Source organism: Pseudomonadaceae bacterium SI-3, assembly GCA_004010935.1.
Classification (GTDB): domain Bacteria; phylum Pseudomonadota; class Gammaproteobacteria; order Pseudomonadales; family Pseudomonadaceae; genus Stutzerimonas.
In genome coordinates this window covers 2794615-2808518 of the sequence record CP026511.1, presented here as the reverse complement: position 1 = coordinate 2808518, position 13904 = coordinate 2794615, and the positions used below count along the sequence as shown (strand labels likewise).

General features: G+C 60.4%; 13 protein-coding genes. 5 read left to right on the top strand and 8 right to left on the bottom strand.

Annotated elements, in window-relative coordinates; translation table 11 throughout:
* The first annotated feature begins 116 nt into the window (after positions 1 to 116).
* Positions 117 to 1301: an MFS transporter gene (locus C1896_13080; protein ID AZZ45743.1), complete on the top strand. Its 1185-nt coding sequence runs from the start codon at positions 117 to 119 to the stop codon at positions 1299 to 1301.
* 31 nt (positions 1302 to 1332) lie between these two features.
* Here the strand turns inward: C1896_13080 and C1896_13075 are convergent, their stop codons facing one another.
* The 5 genes from C1896_13075 to C1896_13055 are packed head-to-tail and all read right to left on the bottom strand — an operon-like array spanning position 1333 to position 6319.
* Entirely contained in the window at positions 1333 to 1830 is a 498-nt protein-coding gene (locus C1896_13075; GenBank protein AZZ45742.1) for a MarR family transcriptional regulator, read from the bottom strand.
* Positions 1831 to 1856: 26 nt separating this feature from the next.
* On the bottom strand, positions 1857 to 2996 hold the full coding sequence (gene aliB, locus C1896_13070) for a cyclohexanecarboxyl-CoA dehydrogenase (protein AZZ45741.1): 1140 nt from the start codon (positions 2994 to 2996) through the stop codon (positions 1857 to 1859).
* Between the two features lie 58 nt (positions 2997 to 3054).
* Positions 3055 to 3837 carry a 1,4-dihydroxy-2-naphthoyl-CoA synthase gene (locus C1896_13065; protein ID AZZ45740.1) on the bottom strand — a complete coding sequence of 261 codons (783 nt, stop codon included), beginning with the start codon at positions 3835 to 3837 and terminating at the stop codon, positions 3055 to 3057.
* A 13-nt stretch (positions 3838 to 3850) separates the two neighbouring features.
* Entirely contained in the window at positions 3851 to 4618 is a 768-nt protein-coding gene (locus tag C1896_13060; protein ID AZZ45739.1) for a 2-hydroxycyclohexanecarboxyl-CoA dehydrogenase, read from the bottom strand.
* Between the two features lie 33 nt (positions 4619 to 4651).
* Positions 4652 to 6319, bottom strand: a complete 1668-nt coding sequence (locus C1896_13055; protein AZZ45738.1) for a cyclohexanecarboxylate-CoA ligase — start codon at positions 6317 to 6319, stop codon at positions 4652 to 4654.
* Positions 6320 to 7435: 1116 nt separating this feature from the next.
* Between C1896_13055 and C1896_13050 the strand changes: the two genes are divergently transcribed.
* Both C1896_13050 and C1896_13045 read left to right on the top strand, forming a co-directional pair.
* Positions 7436 to 7747, top strand: a complete 312-nt coding sequence (locus C1896_13050) for a stress-induced acidophilic repeat motif-containing protein (protein AZZ45737.1) — start codon at positions 7436 to 7438, stop codon at positions 7745 to 7747.
* Between the two features lie 282 nt (positions 7748 to 8029).
* Complete coding sequence (locus tag C1896_13045) at positions 8030 to 8635, top strand: hypothetical protein (GenBank protein AZZ45736.1); 606 nt, start codon at positions 8030 to 8032, stop codon at positions 8633 to 8635.
* A 51-nt stretch (positions 8636 to 8686) separates the two neighbouring features.
* Here C1896_13045 and C1896_13040 read toward each other — a convergent pair whose 3' ends face one another.
* Positions 8687 to 9940: a sodium:proton exchanger gene (locus tag C1896_13040; protein ID AZZ45735.1), complete on the bottom strand. Its 1254-nt coding sequence runs from the start codon at positions 9938 to 9940 to the stop codon at positions 8687 to 8689.
* A 59-nt stretch (positions 9941 to 9999) separates the two neighbouring features.
* Positions 10000 to 11055: a DUF1615 domain-containing protein gene (locus C1896_13035; protein ID AZZ47666.1), complete on the bottom strand. Its 1056-nt coding sequence runs from the start codon at positions 11053 to 11055 to the stop codon at positions 10000 to 10002.
* A 286-nt stretch (positions 11056 to 11341) separates the two neighbouring features.
* Here C1896_13035 and C1896_13030 point away from each other — a divergent pair, with 286 nt between their 5' ends.
* Complete coding sequence (locus C1896_13030) at positions 11342 to 12304, top strand: hypothetical protein (GenBank protein AZZ45734.1); 963 nt, start codon at positions 11342 to 11344, stop codon at positions 12302 to 12304.
* Between the two features lie 118 nt (positions 12305 to 12422).
* Complete coding sequence (locus C1896_13025; GenBank protein AZZ45733.1) at positions 12423 to 13301, top strand: AraC family transcriptional regulator; 879 nt, start codon at positions 12423 to 12425, stop codon at positions 13299 to 13301.
* Here the strand turns inward: C1896_13025 and C1896_13020 are convergent.
* The gene (locus C1896_13020; GenBank protein AZZ45732.1) at positions 13283 to 13870 is read right to left on the bottom strand and encodes a LysE family translocator; all 588 of its coding nucleotides are present in this window, start codon (positions 13868 to 13870) and stop codon (positions 13283 to 13285) included. The genes C1896_13025 and C1896_13020 overlap by 19 nt on opposite strands.
* Positions 13871 to 13904: the final 34 nt, after the last annotated feature.

Genomic DNA, 13904 nt, shown 5'->3' with positions numbered 1-13904 from the left:
ATCACTTAGTGGTCCTAACCTCGGACGACCCGCGCGCTACCTCGGCGCTCCATAGGCGCCGGGGTCGGTTTGGCCGCCGTGTCATCTTCCTACCGCTCATCTCAACAGGCGATCCGATGCCCGCTGCGAAACCTCCTGCCAACGACACCTTCTTCATCCTGTCTCTGGTGGTGTTCAACTTCATCTCGTTCATTTCCATCGGCATTCCGTTGGCGTCGCTGCCGGGCTACATCCACGAAAATCTCGGATTCAGCACTGCTATCGCCGGCATCGTGATCGGTGCGCAGTACCTGACCACCTTGCTCTGCCGCCCGCTTGCCGGACGGTTGGCGGACGAGCGAGGGGCGAAGAAAACCGTGTTGATCGGCATGGCGTCCGGGTTGCTGAGTGGCCTGTTGCTGCTCGCGTCGGCGTTGCTGGAATCCTGGCCGATGGCAAGCATCGCCGTGATGGTCGGCAGCCGGTTGATTCTCGGGTTTGCGCAGAGCTTGATCGGCATATCGGCGATCAGCTGGGGCATCAGCCGACTGGGTGCGGAAAGCACAGCGCGAATGATCTCCTGGAATGGCGTGGCGGCTTACGGCGGCGTCGGGATCGGCGCACCGCTTGGTGTCTTTCTCACTCAATCCTTGGGCCTGTGGAGCCTGGGTGTCGTGACGATGGCGCTTGCCTCGACGGGCCTCGCATTGGCTTGGCGGCGTGGTGATGCACCGCTGAATCCGGGCAAGCGCTTGCCGTTCGGCAAAGTGCTGTGGAAGGTCGCACCGCCTGGTATCAGTCTGGCGTTGGCCACCATTGGCTACGGCACGCTGACCGCGTTCATCGCGTTGTATTACAACGCCCGCGGTTGGGATGGCGCGGCCTGGTGCCTCACCGCGTTCGCGTTTGCCTTTATCGGGACGCGATTGCTGTTTCCGAACCTTATCAACCGTGTCGGCGGATATTCGGTGGCGATGGTGTGCCTGGTGGTGGAAATTTTCGGCCTCCTGTTGCTGTGGCTCGCGGAGGCGCCCAGCTTTGCCCTGGCAGGCTCCGCGTTGACCGGCTGCGGGCTGTCCTTGCTCTATCCCGCGCTGGGGGTTGGCGTAGTGTCACGCGTGGGAACGGCAAACCGCAGCTCGGGCCTCAGCGTGTTCGCCATGTTCTTCGACCTGTCGCTGGGTCTGTCTGGCGCGATCATGGGCGTGCTAGCGGCTTACATCGGCATGCAGAGCATCTTTCTTGGCGCTGCGGTGGTGGCAGTAGGCGCGCTCGGAATCGTCTGGCTTTTGCTCCGTCAGGAGCGCGCCACTCAGGCGTGAGCGATGATCAAACCGCTGCAGAAGCCTCTGCTCACTCCTCGATCACAGGCTCGATTGACTCGCCGGTGGGCTCCGCCTGGTCCAGCGAAATGCCGCCCAAATCTGCCTGAAGCTTGCTCAGGTAGTGCAGGAAGTTGACGCTGTCATCGAAGCTGAAGCCCTTCAAGCCCTGCTCGTAGAACTCGGCGATACGCTGCTGCAGCGCCTCCCAGTACGTGCGTCCCGCCGCAGTCAGTCTGACCAGCCTCGCACGCCCATCGTCGGGATGCGGCACGCGCTCGACATGGTTTTCCCGCTCCATGCGTTTCAGGACGCCGTCGAGGCTCTGGCGACTAACCACCAGATAGTCCGTCAGCTGATTGAAGGAGATGCCCTGTTCATAGCCTGGACGGGACAAGGCGCCCAACACCGCCCACTGAACGGTGCTGATGCCCATCTCTTTCTGTACTTGCCTCTGCAACACGTTGCCGGTCTGAAACAACCGGAAGAAAAGCCGGTTGGGGATGCTCTTGGTTTCAATCTCGGTCATCAGAATTCCTAGCAGGTGGCGGCGGGCTACCTGGGTATGCATTCGCGGGCGATGATATTTTTCATGATCTGCGCCGTGCCGTCACCAATCTGCAGCCCCAACACGTCTCGCATGCGCTGCGAGAAGGGCAGATCTTCGCCCCAGCCGGTATGGCCGTGGGCAAGCATGCACTGCTTCACAACGTCGAAGGCGAGTTTTGGTCCCCACCATTTGTTCATCGCCGCTTCGGCGTTGTGGCGCTGCCCCGAATCCTTCAACCAGAGCGCGTAATAGCATTGCAGCCGCGCGGCCTGAACGTACGTCTGGTACTCGGCGAGCGGATGCGTAAGACCCTGAAAAGCCGCGAGCTTCTGCCCGAAGGCATCGCGCTCGGTCAGCCATTGCCAGGTTTCGTCCAGCGACTGCTGGGCCGTGGCCAGGCACTGTAGGCCGATCAGCGCGCGGCTGTAGTCGAACCCCTGCATGACCTGCTTGAAGCCCTGGCCCTCATCGCCCAGACGATGGCTGGCCGGCACCCGGACGTTGTCGAAGAAGATCGACCCACGACCGATGCAGCGTTGACCGGCGTCATCGAAACGAGTGGTGCTGATGCCGGGCGAGTCCATCGGGACGAGAAAGGCGCTGATGCCATTGGCGCGCGATTCGTGCGTGCCAGTGCGCGCAAACACCACCGCCACGTCCGCCTGGTCAGCCATGGAAATCGAAGTTTTTTCGCCGTTGAGGATGTAGCCGTCGCCGCTGTGTTCGGCCTTGAGTCGCAGGTTTGCCGCATCCGAGCCGCCGCTGGGTTCAGTCAGGGCAATGCACACAACCTTGCGGCCGGCGGTGATTTCGCCGAGCCATTCACGCGCCAGTTCGGGAGCGGCATGCTGCGCGATGATCTGGCCATTCAGCGACGCCAGTAACGGGATGTAGCCCACGTTGAAGTCGCCGCGTGAGATTTCTTCGATGATGATGCCGGCCGTGACGCAATCCAGACCGCTGCCGCCGAACATCTCTGGCAGTTCGCCACCGAGCAGGCCCATTCCCCCCATCTGCTCGATCAGCGACCGCTCGATGACTCCTTCACGCTCGCGACGTCGGTAGCCGGGCATGAGCACATCGACGCTGAAGCGTGCCACGCTGTCGCGAATGGCGGTCTGTTGCTCGTTGAAACCGAAATTCATGGTGTTCTCCAGCCATAAGCTTGTGACAGAGCCGGGCTCCGGCTCCGTGCGGGACGCGCTACTTGTAAAACTGACGGAAGTTCGGTTTGCGCTTTTCCTTGAACGCAGCGGTCCCTTCCTTGGCTTCGTCGGTGTCGTAGTACAGGCTCAGTGCCTGCATCCCGAGCCCGCCGATCCCGCCAATATTGGCGCTGTCGGCATTGAACGAGCGCTTGGCGATGGAGAGGGCGGTCGGGCTCTTTTCCAGAATTTCGTCGCACCACTTGCTCACTTCGGCATCGAGTTCATCGTGGGGCACCACGGCGTTGACCAGGCCCCAGTCATACGCTTGCTGCGCGCTGTACTTACGGCACAGGTACCAAATCTCCCTCGCGCGTTTCTCTCCGATCACCCGGCTGAGGTACGCGGTGCCGTACCCCGGATCGACCGAGCCGACCTTTGGACCGACTTGGCCGAAGATGGCGCCTTCCGAGGCGATGCTCAGGTCGCAGACCACGTGCAGTACGTGCCCGCCGCCAATGGCGAATCCGTTGACGCGCGCGATAACGGGCTTGGGCACTTCGCGAATCAGATTCTGCAACTCTTCGACGGGCAGTCCGATCAGGCCGCGACCGTCGTATTGGCCTTCATGCGCACCTTGGTCGCCGCCCGTGCAGAAGGCTTTGTCGCCGGCACCGGTGAATACGATGACGCCAATGGCCTTGTTCCAGCCGGCCCGGTTGAAGGCGTCGAGCAGCTCCATGCAGGTCTGGCCGCGAAACGCGTTGTAGCGCTCGGGGCGGTTGATGGTGATGGTCGCGACGCCGTCGGCTTCGCTGTAGAGGATGTCTTCGTAATTCATGTTGAGCTCCTGTTCAGCCAGCCATGGTCAGGCCGCCGGATACGCTGATGACTTGTCCAGTGATGAAGTCGGCATCGTCGCTAGCAAGTAAACAGACGATCCCGGGATAGTCTTCCGGTTGGCCAAGCCGACGCTTCGGAACGGCGTTCTTGAACGCTTCAAGCAGCTTCTCCGGATTATTCGAAGTGGCCGCCACGCTTTTCAGCAGCGCGGTATCGGTGGGGCCGGGGCAGACCACGTTGAAATTGATGTTCTTGCTGGCAAGCTCTCGCGCCAGGGTTTTCGACAGACCGATCAAGCCCGCTTTACAGGCCGCATAGACCGCTTCCCCGGACGAGCCGACGCGCGCGGCATCGGAGGCGATGTTGATCACCTTGCCGCCGCCGGCTTCGAGTATTTTCGGCAGCACCACGTGGTGCATGTTGAGCGCGCCGGTCAGGTTGATGTCGATCAGCTGCTGCCACATGCCCGGCTCGGTCTTGAGAAACGGCATGAAGCGGTCGAAGCCCGCGTTGTTGACGAGGATGGTCGGCACGCCCAGTTCGCGCTCAACTTTGTCTACCGTTTCGACGATGGTGGCGTAGTCGGTAATGTCCGCCGCGTAGGCCACTGCCTGGCCGCCGGCTTCGGTGACAAGCTCGGCTGTGCTCTGCGCAGCTGCCTCGTCACGATCGAGCACCGCGACTCGGCTGCCCTCGGCGGCAAAGCGCAGGCAGAGCGCGCGGCCAATGCCACCGCCACCGCCGGTGATGATGACGGTTTTTCCAGCTAGGCCTTTCATATCGGTTCTCCAGCGAATGCAGGGTTGTAGTGTTCAGGCGGGCTTGGCTGCCGGAAGGCTGATGCCCTTGGCTTGCTCACGCAGTTTGAATTTCTGGATTTTCCCGGACGGTGTGCGTGGCAATTCAGGCAGCACTTCGAGGTATTCCGGTAAGTAGTTGCGGGTTAGGCGCTGCTCCGTTAGGAAACGGACAGCCTCCTGCAGACTGAGCGACTGATGCCCGTCATGGAGGGTGACGTAGGCACAAAGCCGCTCGCCCAGACGGTCATCAGGGCATCCCACCAGCGCGACGGCGGAAATCGCCGGGTGTTTGTAGAGCAGGTTTTCGATTTCAACGACCGGTACGTTTTCGCCACCGCGGATCACCACGTCCTTCGTGCGTCCCGTGATCCGGATGTAGCCCTGAGCGTCCATCCGCGCCAGGTCGCCGGTGGGAAACCAGCCGTCCTCATCCACGTCGTAAAGGTCCGGGCGCTTCAGGTAACCCACAAACAGGCTGGCGCCCCGAACGAGCAGGTTGCCTTCGGTGCCGCGCGGTACGTCTTCGCCGTTCTCATCAACCACGCGTACTGCCATATGCGGCACTGCGACGCCGTCGCTGTTGATCGCGCGTTCCGGCTCGTCTTCGGGCCGGGTCATGGTTACGGCACCGTTTTCAGTCATCCCCCACGCGGAGACAATCTTGGCCTGGATGGCGGCGGCCGCGCGCTCCACGAGCGCCCCCGGTATTGGCGCACCGGCTGAGACGAAGATGCGCAGCGAGGACAGTTCTTCGGGGTGCTGCGGCGCGATCTCGATCAGGTCGGCCAGAAATGGCGTCGACGCCATGGTGAAGGTCGGTCGCTCGGCCTTGGCAACCTTGACGGCAAACGTCGGGTCCCATACGTCCTGCAGCACAGACGCGCTCTTCAAGTAGATGGGCATCATCAGACCGTAAAGAAAGCCGGTCTGATGAGCCAGCGGCGACGCCATGAACATGATGTCGTCGCTGCCCAGATGCAGGCGTTCGGCGTAGGGACGGATATTGCTGAATAGCGTATTGCTGGTGTGCAGGACGCCCTTGGGCTGGCCCGTAGTACCGGATGTGTAGAGCAGCTGGACGACGTCGTCGCCGTGCGGCTTCCGGTCGGCGAATAGCGCTTGGGTATCGGTTTCTTCTTCCCAGGCTCGATCCAGTAGTACTCGCTGGAACGAACGACTCTCGTCGTCGCTGTCGATCACCAGTACGTGCTCAAGCGCCGGCAGTTCGCCGCGCAACCCGTCCACCATTTCTGCGTAATCAAAGCCGCGGAACGACTGAGGGATCACCAATACACGGCTCTGCGCATAGCCCAGCATGAAGCGCAGTTCGTGCTCGCGAAAAATCGGCATTAACGGATTGAGCACCGCGCCGATGCGTACGCACGCCAGGTGCAGGGCAGTCATCTCCCACCAGTTGGGCAATTGACAGGACACCACTGCACCTTTGCTCACACCTAGCGCTGCCAGGCCGGCGGCGATGCGCCGAACCACATGATCAATCTCGGCATAGCTGAATGCGCACCTCACGTTCTGGTTTACACGGTATGCGATGAGGGCAGGGGCGTCAGCACTGCTTGATACAGCCTGATCCAAATAGTCTGTAATGATCATGTCATTCCAGGCGCCGGTCTCGATCATTGATGCGCGGCGTTCGGATGGCACCGTTGCGGTGATGTTCATGAATTTATTCACCTATACATTTCGAATATTTGTTCTTTTCTACGGGCGAAGGGAAATCGTTATCGCTGATATGCAGTTAAATCCTAGACGGTAAGTATGTCAAGACGTTGTCGTAATCGGTGCGGATGTGATGGCCGCCTTCAGCCGGCCGGGCTGATGGTCTGCTTAGCGATTTGCGGAAACGGCCGTCGGCTTGAGGGGGCGAAAGATGAACTGAAGAGCGCTCTGTGGTGCGAAGCCTTAGGCGGCAGAATCGTGCAGGCTGTGCCAAAGCCGATCGGCGGAAGAGATTGCGTCGACGCTGTTCAAGAGAGTGTCTTGTAGACAGTTCATACCAGCCCGTGAAAGAAGGCGGGCGTGGGCAGTGGAAAGCTTGCCACGGCAGACTGGTCTTAGGAGGGAATGGCGAACAGCTAAAAGCGCGCGCCTGCGGGCTCAACGCTGAGCCCGTTTCTGTTTGTTCTGTTGCGACGTAAGGGCGACGTACGGTGTATGCCGGCTAGACGATGCTTATCGGCCGGCCGCGCAGCACTCGAGGTCCATCGACGCACGCCTCGCCAGTGCCGCCGCGCTTGGGCGATAGTCAGTCTTACAGCGCCGCAGCTGCCTCCAGAACTCAAGCGGCTGCTTGGGGTTGAGGTCGGATCGCTTGACCAGGGTTTCTAGAGTTTTGCTGCTCATGTGGCCTCCAATGTCTCGGTCGAGTGGTTGGTGGTCCTGAAAAAAGTCGCATCCTTGCGCCAGCCGTCGTGGCTTTCCATGGCTCCGAGACTGCCCGGATTCGGTTACAGGTTGTTGACAAACTCAGCCCGTTTCGGCGCGCCGATGAACGGCGTTTTCGGATCGCATACCTTGATCGTTGGTGCTCGCCGAGTGTGGAAAAAGTATATATAGCGGTGTAACTGGCGCGGGTGGGGCATCTAGCGTTTCGTTGCTATCTAAATGCAATTATTTATTGTCCATGTGTTGCGCTTGTAATGGCAGTTTGAACTGTACGCCGTTCATCTAGATATACTTTTTTTTTAGAACTCTCGGGCCGCTCTTGTCCTCCGAGATAGTGAGGCGGCTGCAGAGCGGTCGCCATTTCAAGTACCACCAAGTAACTGGAGTAATCTCATGTCGAACGATAAGAGCGGAAATCCGGGTAACTTTGCAAACGATCGCGAAAAGGCCTCCGAAGCTGGGCAAAAAGGCGGTCACAACAGCGGCGGCAACTTTGCCAACGATCCGCAGCGCGCCTCCGAAGCCGGCCAGAAGGGCGGCCAGAACAGCGGCGGCAACTTCGCTAACGACCGCGAGAAAGCTTCTGAAGCCGGCCAGAAAGGCGGCCAGAACAGCGGTGGCAACTTTGCCAACGACCGCGAGAAGGCTTCTGAAGCTGGTAAGAAAGGCGGCGAAAACAGCCATGGTGGCGGCCGCAAATCGTAATACGTTAACGCATTAATGTTAACGTAAGCGAACATAAGCGGAACTTGCTAAGCAAGTTCCGTTTTTTTATGCCGTTTGATTAAGCGGCACGGCAATGATGGCAAGTCGCATGGTTGTAATTTGTACAAGTTTTGTGCAACAAAGCTGTGACTGTACTTTGCTGTTTCGATCGCAAATAACTTGCTGTAGCTCATCAGAGGATTATGTCAGCGGGACAGTGCTTTAAGTGTCGCAGCAGGCATCCTGCCGTATCTACAGCCCTACTGCGACGAGGAGGACCGCATGACTGAGACCAACAAGCGCGAACACGAACATGACTGTCTTGAACAAGTGATCGACGGTGTCGTCGAGTTAGGCGATAACCAAACTAAGGTATCGGTTGGTGACATTCAGAACACAATCGGTCAGCGCAGTTTCGGGCCGTTCCTGTTCGTTCCCGCAATCATCGAGATCAGCCCGGTCGGCGGTATCCCCGGCGTGCCGAGCATGCTCGCACTGATCGTCGCGTTGTTCGCCATCCAGATGTTGTTTGGTCGGCATCATTTCTGGATGCCCGGATTTCTCGCGCATCGCTCGGTCAGCGGTCAGAAGCTTGAGAAGGGCCTGAACAAAATCCGTCCGGTTGTGCGCTGGCTGGACAAAGTGAGCAACAAGCGTTTGGCCTGGGCCACCAGCAATAGCTTTCTACGAGTGATTGCGGTGCTCTGCGTAGTGCTTGCGACCTCGGTGCCTCCGCTTGAACTGTTGCCCTTCGCCAGCACCGCGCCGTTCTCGGCCATCTGCCTGTTCGGTCTGGGTATCACCACCCGAGACGGAGCAGCCATCGTTCTCGGGATAATCGTGGCGGTTGGCGCCTTCGTGCTTGCGGGGATGGGGCTGATTGGCTGATCGGCTCGTCCCAACGCGGTCCGCCCGTTTCGTTCTATTGGCTCAGCCAGATTACTCGTCCAGGTGAGCGCTACCTTGCGGCGCTGCGCCGGGATGGCGTGAATACAGATGCGACAGCGGTGCCGCAGACACGCCGTGAATCATGATCGATGCGAAGATCAACGCGCTCGCCGCATGCCAATAGAGCGGATCGTGCAGATGGCTATGTGCGAGCGCGGCGTAGTAGATCGCGGCGATACCCAGCGGGCCGAACCAGCCGAGGTAGAGCGAGTCGCGGGAATTGAGCGAATGGCTCCAGGTGCTGGACATCACCATCACCACCGGAGGCCTGCGCAACAACAGGACCAGCAACGCAAGCGCCACCAGCGGCCATCCCAGCGCTACCCACTCGTGCAAGGGAAGAGCGATGCCGAAGATCACAAACATCGGCAGCGTGAATAGCTTTGCCACTGCTTCCTGGATGTTTTCTTCTTCCTGCTCTTCGTGCTTCTCGCTGAAGAGGTTGAACGCCAGCCCCGCTGCGAATACCGCCAGCACCCCATCTGTCTGCAGCAGCTTGGCGAGTCCCAGCGTCAATAGTGAGAACGCCACGGTGTAGCCCAGCAGAGAGGAACTGGCTACCAGCTTCTTGTGCTCTGCAAAGGCCAGCAGCTTGGCTGCTGCAAAACCCACAATTGCGCCCATCAGCGCGGCACCACCGATGCCGATCAGTACCGACTCGATGAGCCAGCGCGACCAGGCCTGATTAGGCGAATGGCTGAGCATGAGAATTGGCAGCATGACGAAGGCGTAGGCCAGGCCGTCGTTGGCTCCGGATTCCGCCGACAGGGTGTCGCGCAGCCGCAAGGGGAGGTGCTGTTTTGCGAACTTGCCGGTCACGATCGAGCTGGCGACTACCGGGTCGGTGGGTGTGACCACTGCACCCAGCAGCAGGGCTGCCCACAGCGACAACCCCAGCAGCCAACCGGCCAACAAGGATGACACCAGCCACATACCGAGCATGACGAAGGTCAGCAAGAGCATGACGGGCTTGAGCATGGCCTTGAGCGCCGCACGCTGCAGGCGCAGGGCAACACCCATCAGCCCGATTGCCAGCGTCAGCCGCGCCGCTTGCTCGAGAATGCTGAAGGTGTCGCCCCAGCGCGCGAGATCGAGCCAACTCAAGCCATATGGGCCGACGGCAAGGCCGACCAGCACGGCGAGCGCCGGCTCGGATACAGGGCTACGCTTGATCAGCGCCGACAGCAACGCAATACAGACGGCAACGCCGCCCATGATGGCAAGTGCAATGTTCAGCTGGGACATAACGGCTCCGAGTTCGCAATACCAGTACTGCGAGGGGTTGCCGGTGACAAATGTTCCCGCTAATGGCCTGCGCGTTTCATGCACGCCAGATGTCGATCATTGACTCGATTGGCAAACCAGGCGGTCGTCAGGTTGCGTGTGATCTTCGGACTTTCCAGCCGAATGCCAGGCAGCACCGCGCGGGGCAGAGGCTTTCCTGCACGCTTATCAGCCAAAGCGAAGACGCGCTCATACAGCGTGGTTTTCTCGAATCCGTGCGTATCGCCGCGCTCCAGGGCGTTGCGAATCGCTGTCTCGCTCATGTCGAGCTTGCCCGCCAGCGAGCGAACCGCACGCTCGGTCTGGCCGGCTTTGCTGCTGCCATGAATGATCAGATCGCCATCGAGGGTCAGCTTGATCCCGCTCGCGCGGCTGACCGCGGCCTGAAACGCGGCGTTGCGGCTGGCATACCAGCCGGCATTGAAATCTGCGAAGCGGTACAGCGGCTGGGTGTAACTAGCGGGGTAGTCCAGCAGATGTGCAATGCCGAAGTACATACCGCCGCGGCGAGTGAACACCTCATCCCGGATAGAGCCTTCACGGCGGTAGGGATAGTCGCGTGCGCGGTCTTCGGCGAAGGCGATACTGACTTGCATGGGGCCACCGGTCTTGACCGGGTTGAGCGTGCCGAACAGCTGTTTGCCGAGCGGCATGATGCCGAGGAAGTCGTCGAAGATTGCGCTCAGCTGTTCTTCAGTGCGCACCGCCGCGAGGCGCTGGCTGTAGGTCTTGCCGTTGGGTGATTGGACGTCCAAGGCCGCATCTACGATGAAGCGTGGGACATGGAGTCGAGACGCGCGACGGTAGATCTCATCGCGGGCGATTTTCGCCAGGCCTGGAACCGGTGGGGTCGCCTGGAAAGTGGATTCCTGCACCGTAACGGCCAGGACGGCGCAGAGGTTCTCGTTAGTCGGCGGGATCGCCAGCGCATCGAAGGCGGCGTAGATGTCGGTGGCCCAGCCCTGTCGATTCGGGATGTTGCTGGGGATCAGCCGGACGATCTTGGCGCGTACTTCGTCCGGCCGGGGCGCAGGCACCTCCGGTTTTTGCGTGCCGCAGCCGGCCAGGCCGAGCATCAAGGCGCTGGTGAGCGTAACGGCGAGTCGGCGCGCAGCCTGGCTGGAGAGAGTCGGCGTTGGCGCGTGCGAGTCAACAGTCGAACGCTGTCGATTTGAGAACTGGAAAATCATGCGGTCCCATCTGGATACGTGGTTCAGGTTCCGACAGTAAAACAGACGCAGCCGTTCTGCAGCCGCTGAGGTGCTGATTATTGCCAGTGAACTTGCGAGGTCCCTGCTGTCCGAAACCTGACGAGCCACCGGGCGTGCCGGTGGCGTCAAACACCGACGAGCACCTGACCTCATGAGCGAATCGCACTTCGACGTTCGGCGACTCGAACGCTACGACAGCACCACCCGTGAATACCTGCTGGCCATCATCACAGATGAAGACCACGCGTCCCAGGTTGAACTGGATAGCGGCCAAATCGCCTGGCAATCGACCCTGCGCCATGATCGACTGCACCGTGACGTCGACCTGCAAACGGGCAAGCCAAACTACCGTTTCGAGGACATCCCTGAGCATGAGGGTGGCGAGTTCCAGCTGGTCAGCCTGATCGCCGAGGGTGGGCGCGGCGCTGAATTCTCCGAGCTGGCCATGTTCGGCAAGCGCTTGGTGACCTTTGACGACCGCACCGGATTGGTCTGTGAGATCCGCGACCAGAACCAGCTGGTGCCTCGAAACATTCTCATGACAGGTAGTGGTGACGAGGCCTTCAAGGGTTTCAAAGCGGAGTGGGCAACACTCTATAACGACCAATTGGTCGTCGGCAGCCACGGCAAAAGGGCCTCTGAGGAGTGGGTAAAGCTGCTCGACCGCCACTACGCCGTACAGAGCGTGGACTGGTCGGAGCGCTATCAACGCATCCGCGACGCGCTGGGCGTCGGGCCGGACGGCTATGTGATCCACGAGGCGGCCGAGTGGCACCCGTATCGCCGTGAATGGCTTTTCTTTCCGCGCAAGATCTCGACCGAGCCATTCGACGAAACGATCGATGAGCGGGAGCGTGGCGCCAACACCTTGATTATTGCCAACGAAGACTTCAGCCAGATCCGAACCCTTGAGGTCGGTCTGCGGGTTCCCGAGCGGGGTATTTCATCGTTCAAGATCCTGCCGGGCCATCCCAACGAGTGCGTTGGCCTGAAGAGCGTCGAGATCGGTGATCGAACCGAGAGCTACCTGTTCTGCTTCAACCTCGACGGCGAGGTGCTGCAGGACGATATCTTCATCGGTGATTACAAGTGCGAGGGGCTGGAAATCCTCTGACGGCCGTTCCCGTTGCCCCGAAGGCCATTGCTGGCCTTGCCGAAACACAGCAGTTTGCCAATCAATCGCCCCGTTTTCGGCTACGCTGAGGTTCCCAACTGCCGTTACAGATTCGACCATGCATCAGCACGTCCTCGCCCAGTCTCGTTCAGCGTCGGAGTCCAGTTTCTGGCGCGATGAGGCGCTGCCGTTCATCGAGTCGCGCACTGTGGAAGATGGCCGCCGCGTCTGTTATGCGCGGCACAGCCATGAAACCTTCTCCATCGGGTTGATCGACAGCGGTGCCAGTACCTACATCAACGGCGATCATCAGTGCCGCGTCGAAGCCGGCACGCTGGTGCTAATGAACCCCGGCGATGTACACGCCTGCAATCCAATCCAGCATCAGCCATGGGCGTATCGCATGCTTTATGTCGATGCTGGCTGGTTGAGCCAGTTGCAGGACGACCTGGGGATGGGGGGCGGCGGTTTCCGCTGCTTCGCCCCAATAATGACCCGCGATCCGCTGCTACAGTCGGGCTTTCGCCGCTTTCATACGGTGCTCATCGACGACAACGCCGACTTGCTGCAAAAGGAAACCGCCGCCGTATCTTTGTTCTCTCTGCTGCACGAGCGACTGGGGCTCGAAGTCGGCGTCCCGGAGAGTGACCTGAAACTGCAGCGCGCCGCCGAGTTCATTGCCGACAATTATCAGCGCTCCCTCAAGCTGGGCGAGATCAGCCTCATGGCAGGCGTCTCACCGTCGAGCCTCATTCGCGCTTTCAAAAAACAGTTCGGGATGACGCCACATGCCTATCTGACCAATCGGCGCGTGCAGTTTGCGCGCGCCGAGCTGCGGCGTGGCCGGCCTATTGCAGATGTGGCGCTGGATGCGGGGTTTGCTGACCAGGCGCACCTGCAGCGCGCCTTCAAGCAACTGCTGGCCGCCACGCCCGGGCACTATCGGACAGGAAGCCGAAACGTGCGCCACGACACCCGTCAGGTCAGCAGCAGGTAAGCCGCGCTGGCGACCAGCAGCGCTGCCATCACCCGATTGAACAGCCGTACCCGTGCGGGCTTGTCGAGATGTTGCCGCAGGAAGGTGCCCGCATACGCCCAACACGCCAGTGAGGCATAGCAGATCACGAAGTAGATCGCTGCGAAGCGCCAGACTGAGGGCGCGTCGCCCGCGGCAGCGAACAAGCCCATGCCCGCTACCGAGGCCAGCCAGGCTTTGGGATTGAGCCACTGCATCGCTGCGCCATACAGCAGCGTCGGCCGCATCGCAGGCTTGTCTGCATTCAGGCGACCGTTGTCTGCGGCCAGCCGAAACGCCATGTACAGCAGAAATGCCACGCCAGCCAGCTTGATCGATTCGGTCAGCCAGGGCCAATGATCGAGAAGTTCGTTCAGGCCCAGCCCGATCAGCAACAGTAGCAGCGTGAAGCCAATGGTTGCGCCGCTGACGTGACGCATGGCTGGCCGCAAACCGAACTGCGCGCCAGCGCTTAGCGCGACGATGTTGACCGGGCCGGGCGATATGGAAGAAGCCAGCGCGAAGGCGGCCATGGATAGCAAAAGACTCATCGAAAGCTCCTGAAAGTACGCATGAACATCAGCG

Bases quoted from the DNA above. Each gene is read 5' to 3' on its own strand.
- C1896_13080 (AZZ45743.1), top strand. From the start codon at position 117: ATGCCCGCTGCGAAACCTCCTGCCAACGACACCTTCTTCATCCTGTCT.
- C1896_13075 (AZZ45742.1), bottom strand. From the start codon at position 1,830: ATGACCGAGATTGAAACCAAGAGCATCCCCAACCGGCTTTTCTTCCGG.
- aliB (AZZ45741.1), bottom strand. From the start codon at position 2,996: ATGAATTTCGGTTTCAACGAGCAACAGACCGCCATTCGCGACAGCGTG.
- C1896_13065 (AZZ45740.1), bottom strand. From the start codon at position 3,837: ATGAATTACGAAGACATCCTCTACAGCGAAGCCGACGGCGTCGCGACC.
- C1896_13060 (AZZ45739.1), bottom strand. From the start codon at position 4,618: ATGAAAGGCCTAGCTGGAAAAACCGTCATCATCACCGGCGGTGGCGGT.
- C1896_13055 (AZZ45738.1), bottom strand. From the start codon at position 6,319: ATGAACATCACCGCAACGGTGCCATCCGAACGCCGCGCATCAATGATC.
- C1896_13050 (AZZ45737.1), top strand. From the start codon at position 7,436: ATGTCGAACGATAAGAGCGGAAATCCGGGTAACTTTGCAAACGATCGC.
- C1896_13045 (AZZ45736.1), top strand. From the start codon at position 8,030: ATGACTGAGACCAACAAGCGCGAACACGAACATGACTGTCTTGAACAA.
- C1896_13040 (AZZ45735.1), bottom strand. From the start codon at position 9,940: ATGTCCCAGCTGAACATTGCACTTGCCATCATGGGCGGCGTTGCCGTC.
- C1896_13035 (AZZ47666.1), bottom strand. From the start codon at position 11,055: ATGCTCGGCCTGGCCGGCTGCGGCACGCAAAAACCGGAGGTGCCTGCG.
- C1896_13030 (AZZ45734.1), top strand. From the start codon at position 11,342: ATGAGCGAATCGCACTTCGACGTTCGGCGACTCGAACGCTACGACAGC.
- C1896_13025 (AZZ45733.1), top strand. From the start codon at position 12,423: ATGCATCAGCACGTCCTCGCCCAGTCTCGTTCAGCGTCGGAGTCCAGT.
- C1896_13020 (AZZ45732.1), bottom strand. From the start codon at position 13,870: ATGAGTCTTTTGCTATCCATGGCCGCCTTCGCGCTGGCTTCTTCCATA.